Here is a 19,991-nt window from a genome sequence, read left to right as displayed (position 1 = left end):
TTCAGTTAGTTCAACACTAGAGGAATCGTAACATGGTAAATGTTTGACAGTCAATCTTTATTTTGAAAAGCTTCGCAATTATTATATTAAAATTACAAATTCCTTATACAGCTGTTTTATTCATATTAATAAGATAAAATAGGGATTCTAGCAACAATAATTTTCTGATAGTGGAAGATATTTGTAAACTCTTGTCTTCTTTAGATTTCCGTAATAACACCTTTCCAAGGAGGATGGACTGCAGGCAATTTTTATTTCCTTCCATAAAAATATCTGGATTTACATCAATATTTGTTAAAAGGTTGAAATTACTATCTTTTAGTTCTATGTAATATTTCTCTTTTTCACATGTTAGTTGCATGATAAATATTTCCCCTTCAATTAGCGGCTTTATAATACGGCTTTTATTTAATTCCTCTAAACAATCCATTACAAGTTGCTTCATTTCACTCCCTACTTCCTTGTTATGTCTGTTTTATGTATTCCTTCCTTCTTCAAAAAAAACCTTTAAAATAATAAAAACGATTTAAAATTTCGTTCGATATTATTTCCCGAGAAATGACATAATTCAGCTATCTTTGTCGTTTGTTTTTGTATAATGTTTAGAATTTTTCAGTAAATACTATTTTAAGATAATGGCTACCCTCGTGCTCTCAAATGGGTCTGAAGTCAGAATACAGGTCACTTTCCAGCAGTTTCTCCACGGGATTCTTCGTGTATGCTACCTGCTCTGTGTTGCAAATTTTTGTTAGTAGGTGGAGCTCTGTTAAACGGCAATATAGCCGTTCAACTTAATAAAGGGTGTTTTGGTGTTTTGTTTTTAAACAGGTTGATTGGATTGTAGGGGAGAAACTCCTTGAATGAAAATCAGCTATGTGTTTGAATGCAGCTGAGATTTCAAAACAGCACAAAAAAAGATATCTTATTAAAATCCTCCCATTAATAAAACTGGAGAATTTTAATTGATACCCCTTAAAATTCAATGTCTATTATGAAATTTTTTTTTGAATTATATCTACTAAATAAGGTACAGACTGAAATGCATATATTTTTTCTTTTAATTTACCTTGTCTAAAAATCAACAAGCATGGTACACTTTCTACTTTGTATGTTTCAGCTAATTGCGGTGCATAATTTAAATCTATTTTTGCAAATTGTTGTTCTTTCATAATGGCTTGAACAACATTCAGCATTTTCGAAGCTACCATACAAGTTCCGCAGAGCGGGGTGTATAAATAAAGCATAAACCCCGTTTCCATCTCTTCTACTAAGCGTTTTTCTACTTCCTCCAACGTCCAATCCTTCATAACTAACTCATCCTTAAATCTAAATATTCGGGATAGATATCAATATTCGCATGCAATAATACGGTGGCTAAATGATTTTCTGGAGCCGAAGCAACTTCTTTATACATTTTGTCTATATATAAATGTTCGGCTTCAGGAAATTCTTTTCTAAACTGCTTTCTTAGTTTTTCTCCTGAATTATCTGCATCCACTAAAATATAAACATCTCTGTCAAATAGCTCTTCAATTAATTCATCTAATTTTGATAACCCAATTGTACCATTTGTACAGATGATTTCTACTGGTTCCCTAATAACTTTCTTTACTTTCATTTTATCTGATTTACCTTCAACAATGATTATTTTTTTCATCATGATCACCTAAAGGAAGTTTTAAATACCACTTTATCATATTCGATAGTGGAGATAAAGTGCCGAAACTTAATAACTGAATTTTCAATTAAAACGACTAGTAACAAAAACACTTACTCCAAGACGGAAATAAGCACCGGGAAATCTTACCGGCGCTTACAGGGTTTAATCTTCTTTTGTCATTTCTTCATACTGCTCTGCAGTCATAAGTTTATCAATATCCTCTTTATTGCTTGGTTCAATTACAACCATCCATGCTTTTTCGTATGGAGATTCATTTACAAATTCAGGACTATCGCTAAGTTCTTCATTTATTTCCACTACTTTACCACTGATAGGTGCATATAATTCAGAAACTGTTTTAACAGATTCCACACTGCCAAATGGCTCGTTTGCAACTATTTCATCCCCAATTTCAGGCAGCTCAACAAATACAATATCTCCCAATTCGGATTGTGCAAAATATGTAATACCGATACGGGCATTTTCCCCTTCTATCTTTACCCACTCATGTTCTTCTGAATAACGTAAATCTTTTGGTATACTCATTACGAATTCCCTCCAAATAAATTATATTAAGAAAAGCGCAAGCGCCCTGTTCAGCTCTGAAGAAAAATGTTCACATGACTCAAAAAGTGTTTTTTACTTTTAGAGGCATGGGGCAATACTCACTAGAGCTAGGCGCTGAAGCTAGACAATAGAAAAGCGCAAGCGCCTTTGCTCATTACCACATGCACATGTAAAAAGCAGGTACTTTTATGTCCAAGTTTCTTTAAACGCCTCTTCTTTAAAGCCGATTGTTACTTTATTTCCATCGGTAGTCAAAGGACGTTTAATTAACATTCCATCAGATGCCAATAAATCTAATAATTCATCATCTGATGCGTCCTTTATTTTGTCCTTCAGTCCAAGTTCACGATATTTTTGCCCACTTGTATTAAAGAATTTTTTTAATTCTAGATTACTTTTTTGATAAAGATCTTCGAGCGTCGAGCGCGAAGGAGGATTTTCTACAATATGTACTTCTTCATATGTAACATGATTTTCATCAAGCCACTTTTTGGCTTTACGACATGTACCGCATTTCGGATACCAATAGAAAGTAACTTTCATTCCATCACCTAATTTATTCTTATTATTTTTTGCATATACTTGAATATTATCATAACATTCCCTAAAATCATAACAATTAATAGGTAAAATAATATTTATTCTATTAAAATACTTAGTATATAAAGAAGAAATTATTGAGGCTGAGACATAACTAAATAGCTAATAGGTAAAGACGAACATTCTCTATTCTCTAATTCAGCATGAAAATGGTTACTTCCCTATACTGGTTATTTATGTTTTTTCATATAGTTAACTCAAATTCACACCATCAAATTCGTTTGCAAGTCCTTGATATTACTTAGTTTAAGAACAATAAAATGGGGGCTTGTTTTTTATTGTGGAGGTTGCTTTCCACTACGGGTTGCTTCGCTTTCCGCGGGGTGGGAGCTGAGCCTCCTCGGCATGCCTGCGGGGTCTCAGCCTTCCCACATTTCCCGCAGGAGTCTTCGCACCCTCCGTTACAAGCAACCTGTTCTAGAATAAGTTCTTGTCTTCGAATTTCATTACAGGGTATGATGACTAAACACTAGTAGCGTTGATTTTTTATGTTATTATCCAACGTTATTTTACCTAAATATTCCACTTCCAGTCTATTTATATAATCTGGATGTTTTCACCAGTTCAACGACAACAACTAATGAATCAAAACGGCTTGATTGGAGTGGAAGGTGCGAGACTCCTGTGGGATTAGCGAGACAGCTGAGACCCTGCAGGCCAAGGGCCGAAGCGGCTCAGCGCGAGCCCCACGGAAAGCGAGCATCCTGAAACGGAAAGAAAGCCCCTATTTATAAGGAATAATGTTTGCAAGATTAATCAATCATCCTTTTCTCATTGCTCTAAACCAAGTTATAACAATACATGAAGAAGAATTTATAACTTCGAAGTTTTAGTAGTTAAGTATTAAAAACTATGTTGTTCCACTTCGTTTTTAAAGGTGATTTTCTAAAACCTAATTCTTTTACCAAGAAAAAAATGAAATAGATTGGAAAATGGAGCAGCCTGAATACACGTAGACTCCTGTGGGATTAGCGAAACAGCTGAGACCCTGCAGGCCAAGGGCCGAAGCGGCTAAAGCCGATCCCCACGGAAAGCGAAGTGTATGCAGGTTGCGGGTGTTTACCACAAACCTTCTTTTTTACATAAAAAAACCAAACCATGATACAAAATATTTTTTACATCTTCGTATCATGGTTCGGGTTTATCTTCGGCTGGAATACTTATATTCCAGCTTCTGTTCATTAAACAATATACTGATTTTCCGCTAGTATTAGGTCTGCTGCCTCCCTTTTTAGTTGAATGATTGATTTTGGTGTATATCTTGTTAATTTTTTTAAATTGGCAAGCAGCATTCGTAAATCATCTCCAGTTTCCATGTACGCTAATGATTCTGTTGCTTCTAAAACTATTTGCTGAAAGGCTTCTTGGCTGAAAATCTCTGTATATACTATTTTTTGTTTCTGTTCTTTTTTCGAATGGATAATCGCTTTTTCTGTTCTTAAAACAGCTGATTCCATTGCATAAACTGCCGAAATAATATTAGATATATTCACAAGCAATTCCTGTTCTTTTTCTAATGTATGTTCATACCGTGTGGCTGCTAATCCTAACAGGAGCAACGCAATTTTTTTCCCATTTGCAAGAAGCATTTTTTCTTGTGATAATACTGTTTTATCTGGTTCATATGGCATCATCGCAAGTAATTGCTTCTCTAATAACTTTATGGATTGAAGGATAGGAAGTTCTCCTTTTATCCCTTTTCGCAAGAGATTACCTGGAACTAATAAACGATTGATTTCATTTGTCCCTTCAAATATGCGATTAATTCTGGAATCGCGATACATTCTTACAATATCGTATTCTTCCATAAAGCCATTTCCTCCGTGTAATTGGACACATTCATCTACAATCATATCGAGAACTTCAGAAGCGAATACTTTATTTAAACTGCACTCAATGGCATATTCATTTGTTGCTTTAGCAACATCTTTGAAATCTGCATCTGTTTTCAATGGATTCAAAATATCTGCCAGCAAACCAGCAGTTCGGTAAACAGAACTTTCAGCAGCATACAGGTGGGAAGACATGGTTGCTAGTTTTTCTTTTGTTAGAGGGAAATGAGAGATAGGAGAATGAAATTGTTTGCGATTATTTGTATAAGAAATGGTTTGTTTAATTGCTTCTTTGCTTACCCCAATGGATCCAATTCCTAATTTGAAACGACCAATATTTAAAATATTCAATGCAATAATATGCCCTCTTCCAACCTTGCCTAATAAATTTTCGATTGGTACTGCAACATGATCCAATCGGACAGAACAGGTGGACGAGCTTTTAATTCCTAGTTTATTTTCTTCTTTACCGATGGATACTCCTTCAAAACTGCGTTCAACAAGAAAAGCGGAATATTTCTTTCCATCAACTTTAGCATAAACGGTAAATAAATCAGCAATACCTGCATTTGTAATCCATTGTTTTTCCCCTTTTATTATATAATGGGTACCTTCTTCATTTAAGGTTGCTGTTGTTTGGATGGCTAATGCATCTGAACCTGCTGCTGGTTCTGTTAATGCATATGCAGCTATTTTTTCACCAGTAGCTAATGCTGGCAAATATTTTTCTTTTTGAACTTTACTGCCAAATAGAACAATAGGGAGAGAACCGATGCCTACATGTGCTCCGTGTGTAATCGAAAACCCTCCTGCAATAGATAATTTCTCTGAAATGATAGAGGAGCTTATTTTATCCAAACCTAATCCTCCATACTCCTCTGGGATGTCGGCACTTAATAACCCTAATTCACCCGCTTCCTTCATAAGCTGAATCGTTTTATTGAAATCATGCTGTTCCATTACGGACAAATGTTTCAAGACATTATTTTGAACAAAATCAGATGTCATATCTGCAATCATCTTATGTTCCTCTTCAAAATCTTCTGGTGTAAAAACCTCTTTATACTTCGTCTCTTCTGTAATAAAGCTTCCGCCTTTTTTCACGATGCTTAGTCTCTCCTTTATTATTTCTGTAGTTTTCCTTTTTGTAAAAGATGACCTATTCTTTCCTGTGTTTGTTTTTGCTGAATCAAGGATAAAAATGCTTGTTTTTCTATTTTTAATAAATAATCTTCTTCTACCTCTGTTTTAAAATCTACATTTCCACCCGTCAATACAAATGCCAGCTTTTCGGCAATAACTAAATCATAAGAAGTTAACTTTCCTTTTTGGACTAAGCCTTGTAGTTCACTCATCAATAATTGATAACCAGACTTACCCGCAACCACTATTTTATTTTTTTGGGGTGGAACATACTGCTGTTCTGCCAACTGTAACACTTGATTTTTCGCATCATATAATAAATGTCTTTCATTCATTGTTATGTTATCTATACTTTCTAAGAAACCTATTTCTTTTCCATTTTCTGCAGATGTTGATACATTACTTGTTAAAATGGTATAAAATACGCTTTTAACTATCTCCATCAACTCTTTATCACTAACACTTTGTTTTTTTCCTAATTTATTTAAATAAAGCTCTTTTGTACCACCACCTCCAGGAATTAAGCCAACCCCAGTTTCCACAAGTCCAATATACGTTTCCTGCATAGCTTGAATTCGAGCAGCAGCTAAACATATTTCTGCACCACCGCCAAAGGTTTTTTTATACGACGCTGCAACAATTGGTTTGCTGCAGTATTTGATTTTTTTCATCACCTGTTGGAAACGGTCTACAACTAATTCAAGCTCTAAATAATCGCCAGCTTGTGCCTCTAACAAGAGCATGGCAATATTTGCTCCTACACTAAAGTTTCTCCCTGTGCTTCCAATAACAAGACCCTTAAACTTTTCATTTTTTTCTATTTTTTCTATTCCTGTTTCTATCATTTCTAATGCATCCATACCGATTGCATTATTTGTAGTATGCAATTCCAACAATGCCACATCATCGCCAATATCAAGAAGGGTCGCAGCTTTATTAGAAAGAAGCACTCCTCCTTCTTCCCTTTTTTCTCTTACTGAAATAGTTTTATTATCTTTCGGGACTGGGATATACTTTCCTTGATGATAGTAATAAACTATTCCTTTCTCTTCTTTATAAAAAGTGGTGAAGTCATGATCGATCATAGTAAAAATCCAACTTGGAATAACTGCGTTTTCTTGTTTTAGTTTTTTTATAGCTAAGGACAGATCCAACGCATCCCATGTTTCAAACGGCCCTTTTTCCCAATTAAATCCCAATTTTACAGCTTCATCTATTTCATAAATAGACGCGGATATTTCGCCTACTAAAGATGCAGCATACAATAAAAACGGCGACATACATTTCCAAATAAAGTTGGATTCAGGAGTATCATCATATATCCATTCTTTAAGGTTTTTAATTTTTAGCTGATGTATTTTTTCTTTGTTTACGTCTACATATTGCATGCTGTTATAATCTAAGACTTTTAACCCTTCTTCTGTTTTTTTATAAAAACCACTGCCTGTTTTCCTTCCTAACATCTTTTTGTTTATCATTTTTTCTAATAAAGCAGGACATGTATAAAAATTTTTTTCAGCTTGTAATTGACTTCGATTTTGTATATTTTCAATAACGAAGGAAAATGTATCCAAACCTACCAAATCCAATGTTTGAAATGTCGCTGTTTTAGACCGCCCAATTAATGGACCAGTCAATTGATCCACCTCTTTAATGCTGCGTTTTGATTGAATCATTTCATTTATAATGGTTAAGAACGCATATCCGCCAAGACGATTGGCAATAAAATTTGGCGTATCCTTTGCTTCAACGACGATTTTCCCTAAAGTCTCTTCAGCAAAATCTTTGAATTGTTTTATTATGAAGGGTTCTGTTTTTGTACTTGGAATTAGTTCTAAAAGGTGAATATAGCGTGGTGGATTAAAAAAATGAGTGCCAAAAAAATGAGTTTGAAAATCTTCTGAACACTCTTCCATCATTTTTTCAATAGAAATACCAGAAGTATTACTGCTTACAATAGAACCCTTTTTTCTCCATTTGTCTATTTTTAGATAGAGTGATTTTTTTTCCTTTAAATCCTCTGTAATGGCTTCAATAATCCAATCTGCCTTTGCTAATAAATGCAGATCATCCTCTGTATTTCCTGTTTCTATAAAAGAAAGCTTTTGTACAGAAACAAGCGGGCTGGGTTTAATGTTTGATAAATTTTTTTTAGCCTTGTTTACATATCGATTTCTTACTTGTTGATGATGTATGGTTAATTGCTGATCAAGTTCTTCCTGTAGTAATTGATTGGGGACTCTATCAAGAAGTAATGTAGGAATATTCACATTTGCTAATTGTGCTGCAATGGCAGACCCCATTACTCCTGCACCTATAACTGCGGCGTACTTTATATTATTTGTCATTTTATGCCTCCTTGTTAATAACATTTCATATTTTTCCAATTAGTGTGTTGCTCTATTAACAATAAAATAAATAAATTAGATGTACAATCAACAAAAGCGGAATTTTCACCCAGTTTTTCTTGTCTTTTTATGTCGATATTCATAAAAATCGCTTACTGTAGCTGTTTTCACTGTTCACATTTCTGACATGTTCTCCATTTTAACAGGGAGATTTTTGTTCAATCATTCATTAAATCCATTCATTTAGGAAACGCTACTAGGTATACGTAAAAGAGGGGGTGACGATGATGGCAAGAGTAAAAAAGAATCCTTCTAAAGCTGGAGTTAGTGCAGCAAGCGTCAAAGGAAATGCAGGTCCGACTGTTGAAATGGATGGCGGAGGAAAAGTTAATAGCCAAAATAATCAATATAAAAAATAATAACGACTATTTATATTTTATGAATGGAGGAATAAACAATGCAACAGCAACCTATTACGAATATGCAAAATACAAATATAATGATGCAGCCCCCGGCTACACTTACAGTAAAGGATTCCCTTTATTTAACAGACATGCTTTCATGGAATTTACTTGCTATGAAAAAGGCCCATTTTTTTGCTGCTCAAACACAAAATCAAGGAATTAAATCTTGTCTAGAAAAATGTGGACAAATGCACCAAAAACATTATGAAAAAATACTATCTCATTTGAATTCTCAACCAGCTCAGCAAATGAATAATTATCAACAATAATCATCTGGATTTTTCAGTTTATAATAGGAGGAACGAAAATGAATCAGCAAACTATCCAAAACCCAGAAACACAAGTACCGAAAACACCACAAATGAATGACAGAGATTTTATCAATGATTTATTAGCAACAGAAAAATATATGACTGACTCTTATTCTACTGCCTTAAATGAAGCTAGTCATCAAGCATTGTATCAAGATGTATTAGCGATTTTTAATGAAACACAAAATATGCAAAGAGAATTGTATACTGTTATGTTTCAAAACGGCTGGTACAAGTTGGAGGCTGCTGACCAACAAAAACTCCAACAGTCTTATCAACAATTCAAAGGATATAATACACAGTTTCCTTATGGAAGTTCCACTCTTCAATAATAATATTTATTAATGGTTAAGTTTAAGAGAGGCATTAAAACAAGTTGTCCATGCCTCTCTTAATAGCATATGCTTTATTTTGGTTTTTGTTTTTGAAGTTCGTTTATTTTCTTTATTTCCGCGACTATTTTTACCATTTCTTTCTTTCCACTAGGAAATTTTGCATTCCAATGTTTTATTAAACCAGGCATTGATTTAGCCATATGAGAATAAAGCATCCATATTTCTACTTTATTTTGCAGATCTTCATTATGTTCTCCTAACAATAATTCTGTGTATTTTTTTAACAATGAATCAAATTCTTCTTTAAATTCTTCTTCCAACTTTTCTCCTCCTAAAAAATAATTTTTTTCCAAACAAAATATTGACATTAAGATTATTATATTTTATTATAAAATTAAATCAATTGATAATGATTATCAATATCGGTTGATAATTAACGCTTTCCATCTTACCTTATCACAGTTTCCTTTTCCCCCTCATCCAAAAGGGAGCTAGTGAATAGATGAAAAAGAACCTGTTATGCGTAACAGGTTCTTTTTCTAGTTATCCATATTTTATTCCATGAAACGTTTTAGCGGTCAGCATATGTTTTTTCAACATCGTTTAGGCATTTATGCTTTTTTATTCGTCAGTAGAAAACATATATTTTTTGTAATGATATCGAATAGAGAAGATTAATCCCATCGCAAGCATATTTCCCATTAACGAACTTCCACCATAACTTATAAACGGCAAGGGTATCCCTGTGATAGGAAGAATTCCGATAGTCATCCCGATATTTTGAAACACATGGAAGGTAATAATACTTATTATCCCTACACAAATACATGTATAGAAAGAATTTTTTGTTTCAAGCGCAACCTTCGTTATATGGTAAATAAGCAAGAAAAATAAACTTATTAGCACACTAGCACCTATAAATCCAAATTCTTCTCCTACTACACTAAAAATAAAATCTGAATGGCTTTCCGGTAAATAAACATCTCTTATCCCCATGCCTTTTCCAGATGTTTCTCCTGATCCAATTGCCAACAATGACTGTGTTAAATGATATCCAGTCGTACTTTGGTAATTATAAGGGTCTAACCATGAGTAAATTCGCCCAAATTGGTATTCTTGTACGCCAAGATATTTTTCCAGCCACTCGGCATGCCATAATACTAAATAGAGAACCCCCACAACCAGGCTGATTCCAGATAGAAAAATAGGGCTTAGTATTTTCCAGGAAATCCCTGAAATAAAAATCATGCCAAGCATAATCGCAATAAAAACAAGTGATGTACCCAAATCTGGCTGTTGCATTACTAAAATAAGCGGTAAAAAGGTGATTAACCCAATTTTTATTAATAGCCAAATATCTGAACGGATAGTCTTCACAATAAATTTTTCGTGATGCTCAACAATGATTCTTGAAAGTGTTAAAACAATAAATATTTTAACAAATTCAGACGGCTGCAACGAGATTCCCGGAAGTTGAAACCAGCTTTTAGCACCGTTCACTTTTCTTGCAATGCTTTCAGGTGCCACAATTAGTAATAAAAGCAATAGTATTCCAAAGCCATATGAATACCAGGAAAGTTTCTTTAATTGATCTGAATCGAGTGTAATGACACCTGCAATTATCGCTACTCCAACTACATACCAAAAAATTTGTTTCACTAAAAAGTTTTGATTATATTGTCCTGTAGTTTGTGCACTAAATATCGCTACACAACTGGCAAGACAAAGCAACATTAAGATAAGGACAAGACTAAAATCTATTTTAGAAGTATTTTTCATTCGTGTCATCTATTCATTACTCCTTGCTAAACTTCAAGATACGTTGACTATATTTAGAAGAGATTATTTGTTTTTTATCATTATGGGTGAATTGTTATTTTCAAAAAAAATAGTTCATACAATTCTCCATTATATTTGTAATTTCAATAAATAACAACTTCCGACAAGGGTTTTATGAAAATTTAATTCAAATTGGGCCATTGTAAGACATAATCTATTATATAATGGTACGTTTTTTAAAAGGCTATCTTGAAAAGTGGCTGCTACCTGCTTATAAATCTAAGATAGCTGCTTCTTTTCATGCGCCATAGTGCAGATTTGTTGCATGGGGGTCTATCTTGAAAATAGGAATGCACTCGAGGCTCCTATTAAAAAGCTTCAAAGGATAAAGTTGGAGTTCGGGGTGGCGCTGTAGATGCTACTATTTGATTGTAGTTTTAACTGAGCAAAAAAAAGAAACCTTATCAAGGCTTCTCCTAATTGTCATATATTAAACATCAAAATCTTTTGTCAGCATAACTAAATCATCTGCTATGTTTGCCAGCGATCTTGTTGAATTTGTTATTTCTTCAATTGATGCTAATTGTTCTTGAGCAGATGCAGAGACACTTACTGAATTTTGACTGTTTTCTTTTGCAATACTTGTCACTTGATTAACAGATCCTGCCACTTCTGAGATATTTGCTGTTATATTATTAGCTGCTTCCAACACACTCTGCATTTGACTACTCATATTAGACATTGAATCAGAAATCAAATTAAACTTTTCTTTTGTATTATTGGTGATATCAATTCCTTCTTTTACTTCATCTGTTACTCTTCTCATCGTTTTTACAGAAGTAAGTGTATCTTTTTGAATTTCATTCACGAGCACGGCTATTTGTTTAGCAGACTGATTAGATTGTTCAGCCAGTTTTCTGACTTCTTCTGCTACTACAGCAAAACCTTTCCCAGCTTCTCCTGCTCTCGCCGCTTCAATTGCAGCATTTAATGCTAATAAATTTGTTTGATCGGCGATTTCCGTTATAACATTTAAAAATTGGCCAATCTCTTGGGAACGTTCCTGTAATAATCCAATTGAGTCATTAGATTCTTTTACTGAATTTTGTATTAAACTCATTTGGTTAACTGTTTTGCCAACTACCTCTTGCCCCTCTAATGCCTTTACTATCGTATTATCGGAGGATTTTGCCATTTCTTCTGTATGTTTTGCAATATCTTTTATTTCTCTATTTACAACTGCTACTGATTCTACAATCGTTTCCATTCCTTTTGTTTGTTCTTCTGATCCTACTGCTACACTTTGAATAGCGCTTGATATTTGTTCAGATACATGACTTGTTCCAATAGTGTTTGCTGTTAATACCTCAGCAGAGGACGTGATATGTATAGATGTTTCATTTACTTTTACGACAAGATTTTTAATGGCATCTTTCATTAAAATGAATTCATCTGTTAATAGACCAATTTCATCATGTGATTTTTTTTCAATTGTGATATTTAAATTTCCTTTACGAATTTCCTGTGTTGATTTTAATAATGATTTTAAGGGACTTATAATAATCCAACGAATAAAGAGAACAGAGATAAGGGTTGTAAAGAGAAGATTAATCACTGTATTTATTATCATGCTAAATCCTGGCGGCAGTAGATTCGCTTCCCTAATAACATCATTCAACTGAATGGAGACTGGTGTACTAATAACCGTTGCAATGATAATTACCATAATCATTTTAGCTCTCAAGCTGCAAAAACGAAGCCTTTTTATCATATTATGTACCTTCCTAACATTTTTATATTTTTTCAGGATATTATACCTACTATTTGTTTTAATCATATACATTTTCTAAATCTATTAGTACTATCGGCATAATTTATGCTTTATGAAGTACAATTATTTAAAAATTTATCATAGCTTGCGAAACAGCCTCCACATTTCAAAAAATTTATACTTTCTTCCCTTAGAACAGGAGGAAGCAGAGACAAATACCTTTTCGATAAGCATATAATAATTAGTCATAATAAAAAGAGACATAGCAATATGCTATGTCTTAAAATGAGAGGAGGTTATGGGGTTACGGTATAAAGGGGAAGCTTAGTAATTAGCTTCTGGGAAGATAATACAAGCTATCCTTTATACTTTAAAGATATGTATTTTATAGAGATTAGTGAGGGCTTATCCCTTTTTAGCATTAAAAAAGGGCAAGAGACTTGGTTAAGCTAGAGAACTTCTAATTTATAGCATTCTAGCATATGGTTACAATAGCGAAAAGCTGTTTAGAGATCTAAAATGGGAAGGAAGGTGCCTTATGGAGAAAATCTTCAAATTATCTGCCGTACAATATTGTATGCTTTGGACGTTTATTAGCACATTTTGCTGCTTCCTTGCAACAGGGGTTTCTATTTATACGATTGCCGCATTAGCAGCCGGTATTACCATTTCCTTTTTAAATTTATTAGAAGATGAAGTGATTCATCAGAATATCCATGGTGATGAATAGGAATGTTTAAGAAAAATAAATATTTTATTATTTTATGTATAAAAAAGAAAATAGGGGGCCACAATGTAACTACAAAGTGTAATTCCCCCTTTTGTTGAAGAGGCGTTAGAAAACATTCCCCCTAAAGAATGACTAACGGCCTCTTTTTTTTGTTTAAAAGTCGACTGAGTTTTGCGGATTTCAACCCTAATCTCTACTTTATTGTATTAATTGTAAAAAACGTTTTGTTCTCTCTTCCTTCGGTGAAGTAAATATGGTTTCAGGATTGCCTTTTTCGACTACGTAACCACCATCCATAAAGATCACTTCATCTGCCACTTCTTTTGCAAATTTCATTTCATGTGTCACAATAATCATTGTCATGCCTTCATTTGCCAGTTCCTTCATTACTTTTAACACTTCTCCTACTAATTCTGGGTCTAGTGCTGAAGTTGGCTCATCAAACAGCATTACTTCAGGTTCCATAGCTAAGGCTCTAGCGATTCCAACACGCTGCTGTTGTCCTCCCGAAAGCTGAAAAGGGTAAAAAGCTAATTTATCTGCTAATCCTACTTTAGAAAGAAGTTGCTCTGCTTTTCTTTTAACAGCTGTTTTCTCTTGTTTCTTTACCGTTATTGGGCCTTCCATAACATTTTCTAAAGCCGTTTTATGGGGAAATAAATTATAATTTTGAAAAACCATTCCCGTTAATTTTCGGAAGGATGTGATTTGTTTTTTTGTCACATGGGAAGAAAAATTAACCTTTTGGTCTTTAATCATTAGTTCACCCATTGTTGGTATTTCTAAAAGGTTTAAACAGCGAAGCAATGTAGTTTTTCCAGAACCAGATGGACCGACAACAACAATTACTTTTCCCTTCTCAACTTGTAAATTAATATCTTTTAACACCTCTAATGTTCCAAAATGCTTTGACAAACCATGTATTGATATCATTTATACGCTCCCTTCTATGCTGCTTCTTAGTTAAATAAAATAATGCATAACTTACCCTATTTAAGTAAATGCCGGCTTAATCGCTCCTCTATATTTTGCTGGATAATAGAAAGTGGAAAACAAATAATCCAATAGATAAGGGCTACTTCTGAATATAATAATAAAAATTCATAATTTGTACTTGCAATTTGTTGCGCCACTCGAAACATTTCGGCTACTAAAATAGCAGAAGCGAGAGAACTATCCTTTATCAAGCTTATGAATGTATTGGATAATGGCGGTAAAGAAACTCTTGCAGCCTGCGGCAGGATAATTCTTTTTAAGTTTTGACCATAGCTCATGCCAATGGAGTAGCCTGCCTCCCACTGCCCTTTCGGAATGCTTGTAATAGCGGCACGAACTATTTCTGATGCATATGCACCAACACTTAATGAAAAGCCAATCACGGCTGCTGGAAAAGGATCAATAATTATATTTAAATTAGGCAACCCATAAAAAATAATAAATAGCTGTACTAACAACGGTGTTCCTCTAAAAATAGAAACATAAATTCTTGCAATATACTGCAGTATTTTAACGCCGGATATTCTGGCAAGTGCAGTAAATATGGCTAAGATTAATCCAATAATAAACGAAATAATTGATAATGGAATTGTATATAAAAACGCCCCCTTCAGCAAAGGCAGAAGGGAACTTTGTGCAATTTCAATATATCTTTGAAGTTGCTCGGGATCTGTAAATATATTACTTAAGTACATCTTCACCGAACCATTTTTCCGAAATTTTCGTATACGTTCCATCATCAATCATATCTTTTAACGCTTTATTGACAGCATCTACCAATGTGTCATTTTTTTGCCGGAACATTAATCCACTTTGTGCTACATCATCAGCGGTATCCGCAATAACAATTTTCGCATTTGGTTTCTGCTTTTTATAATCTAAGAAGGATAATTTATCGTTAATCGTTACATCAACTCGTTTTGAATTTAACAATTCTACCGCCTGATTAAACCCATCTACTCCAACAAGCTCTGCACCATAATTTTTCGCCAATTTGCCATAATTGCTTGTTAATGATTGTGCTGATTTTAATCCTTTGATATCTTCAAAGCTTTTTACCTTTGAATCATTTCTAGTAATTAATACAGCTGAAGAGGAAATGTATGGATCAGAGAAAGAATATTTTTCTTTTCTTTCTGCATTGATTCCTACTTGATTTGCTATCATATCAAAACGTTTTGCATCAAGCCCTGCAAAAATGGCATCCCATTGCGTTTCCATAAACTCTGCTTTTACACCTAGTCGTTTCGCTACCTCTTTTGCAATCTCCACATCAAATCCAGTTAACTCTCCTTTATCGTCATGATAAGTAAAAGGAGGGTATGTACCTTCTGTTCCAACAACTATTTTGCCGTCACTTTTGATTTTTGCCAATAAATCTGTTTCTGTATTTGCATCGTTGCTATTAGACTTATTTGATTCTTTACTTGTTCCGCATGCAGCTAACATAATAGATAAGCTCAAAATCAACAAAGTCATGATAACTATTTTTCTCATGATGTTTCCTCCAAATTCCGATGTGTTTTGTCAACAATTGCTATCATATTATACAAAAATATCATTTGTCAAAGATATTTTCTCCAAAAAAAAAATTGCTACACCTGTTTTATATTTACAGAAAAATCGGTTAATTTTTTTCAAGACAATAAACGTAAAAATTGTTGTCTCATTAATGTTTGTCTACCATGGCAAATAGGATTCTAGTCAATCGATGCTGCTACTCTTTTTTTGATAATGAGTACCGCGAAAAACGGGAGAGCCGAAAATCGCAAGCATTTTTCCAACAGCCTGAGAGTGGCCATTAGCCACTCTTTCCAAACCGATGAATACTATCCATTGCATAATTTCATTAATTTACTGCAGCATCTGCAAACTGACTATTATACAAATCTGCATAAAAACCATGTTTTCCTATCAATTGTTCATGGTTTCCTTGCTCAATAACAGAGCCATCCTTCATAACTAAAATAGTATCTGCATCTTTTATAGTTGAGAGACGGTGAGCAATAACAAAGCTTGTTCTATCTTTCATTAAAGCAGACATCGCTGACTGAATTTGCGATTCTGTCCGCGTATCAACACTGCTTGTTGCTTCATCAAGGATTAACAAAACTGGATCTGCCAGTAAGGCTCTGGCGATTGTTAGCAATTGCTTCTGTCCTTGTGAAATATTGGTGCCTTCTTCATTAATCATCGTATCGTAGCCGTTTGGCAGGGTTCGAATAAAGTGATCCGCATTTGCAGATACTGCTGCCTGCACAATTTCTTGTTCAGATGCGTGCTCACGTCCATATGCAATATTATCCCGTATTGTACCTTTAAACAGCCAAGTATCCTGCAGCACCATGCCAAACATGCTTCTTAATTTTCCTCTGCTCATTTCTCGTATATCTACACCGTCAATGGAAATCTCCCCACTGTCTATTTCGTAAAAACGCATTAACAAATTCACAAGTGTAGTTTTGCCTGCTCCAGTTGGACCCACAATTGCCACTTTCTGACCTTCATTAATTTTAATAGATAAATTATGGATCAATTTTTCTTCTGGTTTATAGCGGAAATTCACCTTATTAAATTGAACAGTGCCTTTAGGATTAGCAATCGTTTTTTCTTTATATACGGCAGCTGTTTCTTCCTCTTCATCCAATAGTTCAAATACTCTCTCAGCTGACGCCAAAGTCGATTGAATGATATTTGATATATTAGATAGCTGAGTAAGTGGCTGTGAAAATTGGCGTGCATACTGTATAAATGCTTGCACATCACCAACCGTAATTCTGCCTGCAGATGCAAATATCGCACCAACTACCACTACAAAAACATAACCTAAATTATTGATAAAAGTCATCAGCGGCATAATAAGGCCTGAAACAAATTGAGATCGCCAACTTGATTCGTACAAGCTGCTGTTCATGCTGCTAAATTCTTCAATTGCTTTCTGTTCATGCCCGAATGCTTTAACAATATTATGTCCTGTAAATACTTCTTCCACATGTCCATTTATTTTCCCAAGGGTTTTCTGTTGATTTTTAAATTGAACTTGTGAGCGCTTTGCAATTTTAATTGTCACAAATACGCTTAAGGGAATCGTAAGAAAACAAATTAAGGCTAATATCGGACTAATGGTTAACATCATAATAATTACACCAACAAAGGTGACAATCGAAGTGATTAATTGGGTAACACTTTGCTGTAATGTATTATTGATATTATCAATATCATTTATTGCTCTGCTTAATGTTTCTCCATGTGGAGTTTGGTCAAAATATTTTAAAGGCATTTTTTCTAATTTCTTTTGAACATCTCCACGCATCTCAAAAATAGTTTTTTGTGAAATGCTAATCATAATAATTTGTTGAATATAGGTAAATACCGCACTGATTACATATAACGCAATCAAAAGAAGCAATATTTTTCCGATAACACTAAAATCAATGGATGCACCAGGCACTCCTTTGATTTTTCCAATAAGTCCATCAAATAAATGATCGATTGCTTTTGCTAATATTTTTGGACTTAAGATGGAAAAAATGGTACTAAGAATTGCAGATAATAGGACAAAGAAAAGCTGAACTTTGTATTTTCCTAAATAAGCAGAAAGGCGTTTTAATGTTCCTTTTGCATCCTTTGCTTTTTGTACAGGCATTTGCATGGGTCCACCAGGTCCTCTTGAAGGGAATCCAGCGTTGCCTTTATTTCTTGTATTATTGCTGCTCATACGCTCTCCTCCATTACACCTTGTGAATACACAATTTCCTTATATACATCACAAGTTTCTACAAGTTCCTGATGAGTGCCAGTTCCTGTTATTTTGCCATCTTCCAGTACAATAATTTGATCAGCATCTTTTATCGTACTTACTCTTTGGGCCACAATTATCATTGTTTTATCTTTCATATGCTGCTTTAATGCCTTTCTTAAGGCAGCATCCGTTTTATAATCCAGCGCAGAAAAGCTATCATCAAAAAAAGACAGCAGTGGTTTTCTTATCAACGCTCTAGCAATAGACAAACGCTGCTTTTGACCACCGGAAACATTGCTCCCTCCTTGTGAAATAGGGGCTTGTATGCCTTTATCAAGTTTCTCTACAAATTCCTTTGCTTGAGCTATTTGTAAGGCTTCCTCTATTTCCAGTTCAGTAGCATCTTCTTTGCCAAAACGAATATTTTCTGCAATTGTCCCAGAAAAAAGAACGGCTTTTTGTGGGACAAAACCCATCTCTTTTCTTAAGTCACTTTGCGCATACTCTTTAATATTCCTTCCATCTATAAAAATTTCTCCGCTGTTTGCATCATAAAATCTCGTCATTAAGTGTAAAATGGTTGATTTCCCTGAACCTGTTCCACCAATTATAGCCGTTGTTTCTCCTGCCTTTATCCGAAAAGACACATTTTGCAATACAGGCTTCTCTGCTCCTGGATAGGAGAAGACAACATTTCGAAATTCGATTTCTCCTTTCACTGGCTTTTTATGCACTCCTTGTTTCAAGTCTTGGATACTTAAAGGCATTTCCAGCACTTCATTTATTCGATCAGCAGATGCCGAGGCTCTTGGCATCATGACAAAAATCATGCTTACCATCATTAAAGAGAACATTATTTGCATGCCATATTGAATAAAAGCCATAATATCCCCTACTTGCATCGTTCCTTCCTCTACTTGTATACCGCCAAACCATACAATTGCAATGGTGGAGATATTCAAGACAACCATCATAATCGGCATTGTGACCGCCATGATTTTATTCACTCGCAGTGCTGTTTCCGTTAAATCTTTATTTGCACGATAAAAGCGTTCTTGCTCAAACTTCTCCTTATTAAAGGACCGAATTACACGCATACCTGTTAAATTCTCTCTAAATACACTATTCACTTGATCTAATTTTTTTTGTAATACTTTAAACAACGGAATTCCTTTTTTTATTATCAAAACTATAACAAGTGCAAGGACAGGTATTGCCACTAAGAAAATAGAGGACAATATCGCATTTTTAGAAACAGCCATAATGATTCCGCCAATACACATCATTGGTGCAAATATAACCATTCGAAGCATCATAATCGTAACTTGCTGCACTTGGTTAATATCATTTGTAGTTCGATTGATAAGAGAGGCAGTACCAATACTATTTACTTCTTCCAGTCCAAAGCTTTCTACCTTTTTGAACATTTTTCCTCTTATATCTCTGCCAAAACCTGCCGCTATTTTTGCGGAGTAATAGCTGGTTAACACAGAACATAATGCGCCAAATGCAGCTACAAGCAACATCCATCCCCCTAATTGAAGCATATAGCTTTTATTGTCTTGGACAATGCCGACATCCACAATATCTGACATTATATTTGGCAGATATAGCTCTGAAAAAGCTCTAAAAAAAGTAAATACAAGCACAATAAAAATAGCAATTCGATATTTGCTTATTTCTCGTAATAACTTACTCATTCTCACATACTCC

At 34.3% G+C, this 19,991-nt stretch carries 19 protein-coding genes; 4 read left to right on the top strand and 15 right to left on the bottom strand.

Going from position 1 to position 19,991, the window contains the following annotated elements; all coding sequences use genetic code 11:
* Positions 1-103 precede the first annotated feature (103 nt).
* From AC5LWL_RS06380 to AC5LWL_RS06350, 7 genes are all read right to left on the bottom strand, one after another.
* Positions 104-445 carry a hypothetical protein gene (locus AC5LWL_RS06380; protein WP_493433542.1) on the bottom strand — a complete coding sequence of 114 codons (342 nt, stop codon included), beginning with the start codon at positions 443-445 and terminating at the stop codon, positions 104-106.
* A gap of 544 nt (positions 446-989) precedes the next feature.
* Positions 990-1,307, bottom strand: a complete 318-nt coding sequence (locus AC5LWL_RS06375) for a thioredoxin family protein (protein WP_493433541.1) — start codon at positions 1,305-1,307, stop codon at positions 990-992.
* Positions 1,308-1,309: 2 nt separating this feature from the next.
* On the bottom strand, positions 1,310-1,657 hold the full coding sequence (locus AC5LWL_RS06370) for a toprim domain-containing protein (protein ID WP_493433540.1): 348 nt from the start codon (positions 1,655-1,657) through the stop codon (positions 1,310-1,312).
* 165 nt (positions 1,658-1,822) lie between these two features.
* Positions 1,823-2,206: a glycine cleavage system protein GcvH gene (gene gcvH, locus AC5LWL_RS06365; protein ID WP_493433539.1), complete on the bottom strand. Its 384-nt coding sequence runs from the start codon at positions 2,204-2,206 to the stop codon at positions 1,823-1,825.
* Positions 2,207-2,413: 207 nt separating this feature from the next.
* Complete coding sequence (locus tag AC5LWL_RS06360; RefSeq protein ID WP_493433538.1) at positions 2,414-2,770, bottom strand: arsenate reductase family protein; 357 nt, start codon at positions 2,768-2,770, stop codon at positions 2,414-2,416.
* A 1,238-nt stretch (positions 2,771-4,008) separates the two neighbouring features.
* Positions 4,009-5,784, bottom strand: a complete 1,776-nt coding sequence (locus tag AC5LWL_RS06355; protein WP_493436554.1) for an acyl-CoA dehydrogenase FadE — start codon at positions 5,782-5,784, stop codon at positions 4,009-4,011.
* Positions 5,784-8,150, bottom strand: coding sequence for a 3-hydroxyacyl-CoA dehydrogenase/enoyl-CoA hydratase family protein (locus AC5LWL_RS06350; RefSeq protein ID WP_493433537.1), 2,367 nt, complete (start codon positions 8,148-8,150; stop codon positions 5,784-5,786). The genes AC5LWL_RS06355 and AC5LWL_RS06350 overlap by 1 nt, the downstream gene beginning before the upstream one ends.
* A 287-nt stretch (positions 8,151-8,437) precedes the next feature.
* Between AC5LWL_RS06350 and AC5LWL_RS06345 the strand changes: the two genes are divergently transcribed.
* Genes AC5LWL_RS06345 through AC5LWL_RS06335 form a run of 3 tightly spaced genes read left to right on the top strand, consistent with a single transcriptional unit; the run spans position 8,438 to position 9,257 of the window.
* A complete protein-coding gene (locus tag AC5LWL_RS06345) occupies positions 8,438-8,569 on the top strand; it encodes a YuzL family protein (protein ID WP_493436553.1) in 132 nt (43 codons plus the stop codon).
* A gap of 38 nt (positions 8,570-8,607) precedes the next feature.
* Positions 8,608-8,883: a hypothetical protein gene (locus AC5LWL_RS06340; RefSeq protein ID WP_493433536.1), complete on the top strand. Its 276-nt coding sequence runs from the start codon at positions 8,608-8,610 to the stop codon at positions 8,881-8,883.
* Between the two features lie 38 nt (positions 8,884-8,921).
* On the top strand, positions 8,922-9,257 hold the full coding sequence (locus AC5LWL_RS06335) for a spore coat protein (RefSeq protein WP_493433535.1): 336 nt from the start codon (positions 8,922-8,924) through the stop codon (positions 9,255-9,257).
* Positions 9,258-9,331: 74 nt separating this feature from the next.
* Here AC5LWL_RS06335 and AC5LWL_RS06330 read toward each other — a convergent pair whose 3' ends face one another.
* The 3 genes from AC5LWL_RS06330 to AC5LWL_RS06320 form a co-directional block, all read right to left on the bottom strand.
* Complete coding sequence (locus tag AC5LWL_RS06330; RefSeq protein WP_493433534.1) at positions 9,332-9,580, bottom strand: DUF2573 family protein; 249 nt, start codon at positions 9,578-9,580, stop codon at positions 9,332-9,334.
* 301 nt (positions 9,581-9,881) lie between these two features.
* Positions 9,882-11,048: a rod shape-determining protein RodA gene (gene rodA / locus AC5LWL_RS06325; protein WP_493433533.1), complete on the bottom strand. Its 1,167-nt coding sequence runs from the start codon at positions 11,046-11,048 to the stop codon at positions 9,882-9,884.
* A 481-nt stretch (positions 11,049-11,529) separates the two neighbouring features.
* The gene (locus AC5LWL_RS06320; protein ID WP_493433532.1) at positions 11,530-12,771 is read right to left on the bottom strand and encodes a methyl-accepting chemotaxis protein; all 1,242 of its coding nucleotides are present in this window, start codon (positions 12,769-12,771) and stop codon (positions 11,530-11,532) included.
* A 577-nt stretch (positions 12,772-13,348) separates the two neighbouring features.
* On the opposite strand from AC5LWL_RS06320, the gene AC5LWL_RS06315 reads away from it, so the two are divergent.
* Entirely contained in the window at positions 13,349-13,540 is a 192-nt protein-coding gene (locus AC5LWL_RS06315; protein WP_493433531.1) for a hypothetical protein, read from the top strand.
* 198 nt (positions 13,541-13,738) lie between these two features.
* On the opposite strand, the gene AC5LWL_RS06310 is transcribed toward AC5LWL_RS06315, so the two are convergent.
* The 5 genes from AC5LWL_RS06310 to AC5LWL_RS06290 all read right to left on the bottom strand — a co-directional run bounded on the left by AC5LWL_RS06310 (position 13,739) and on the right by AC5LWL_RS06290 (position 19,978).
* Entirely contained in the window at positions 13,739-14,473 is a 735-nt protein-coding gene (locus tag AC5LWL_RS06310) for an amino acid ABC transporter ATP-binding protein (RefSeq protein WP_493433530.1), read from the bottom strand.
* Positions 14,474-14,529: 56 nt separating this feature from the next.
* On the bottom strand, positions 14,530-15,231 hold the full coding sequence (locus AC5LWL_RS06305; protein WP_493436552.1) for an amino acid ABC transporter permease: 702 nt from the start codon (positions 15,229-15,231) through the stop codon (positions 14,530-14,532).
* The gene (locus AC5LWL_RS06300) at positions 15,218-16,033 is read right to left on the bottom strand and encodes an amino acid ABC transporter substrate-binding protein (RefSeq protein ID WP_493433529.1); all 816 of its coding nucleotides are present in this window, start codon (positions 16,031-16,033) and stop codon (positions 15,218-15,220) included. Before AC5LWL_RS06300 ends, AC5LWL_RS06305 begins: the two co-directional genes overlap by 14 nt.
* A 352-nt stretch (positions 16,034-16,385) precedes the next feature.
* On the bottom strand, positions 16,386-18,254 hold the full coding sequence (locus AC5LWL_RS06295) for an ABC transporter ATP-binding protein (protein ID WP_493433528.1): 1,869 nt from the start codon (positions 18,252-18,254) through the stop codon (positions 16,386-16,388).
* A complete protein-coding gene (locus AC5LWL_RS06290) occupies positions 18,251-19,978 on the bottom strand; it encodes an ABC transporter ATP-binding protein (RefSeq protein WP_493433527.1) in 1,728 nt (575 codons plus the stop codon). The genes AC5LWL_RS06295 and AC5LWL_RS06290 overlap by 4 nt, the downstream gene beginning before the upstream one ends.
* Positions 19,979-19,991 lie beyond the last annotated feature (13 nt).

This window comes from Niallia sp. WK069_GA_01 (assembly GCF_983173855.1).
This window is presented reverse-complemented; position numbering and strand designations above follow the sequence as displayed.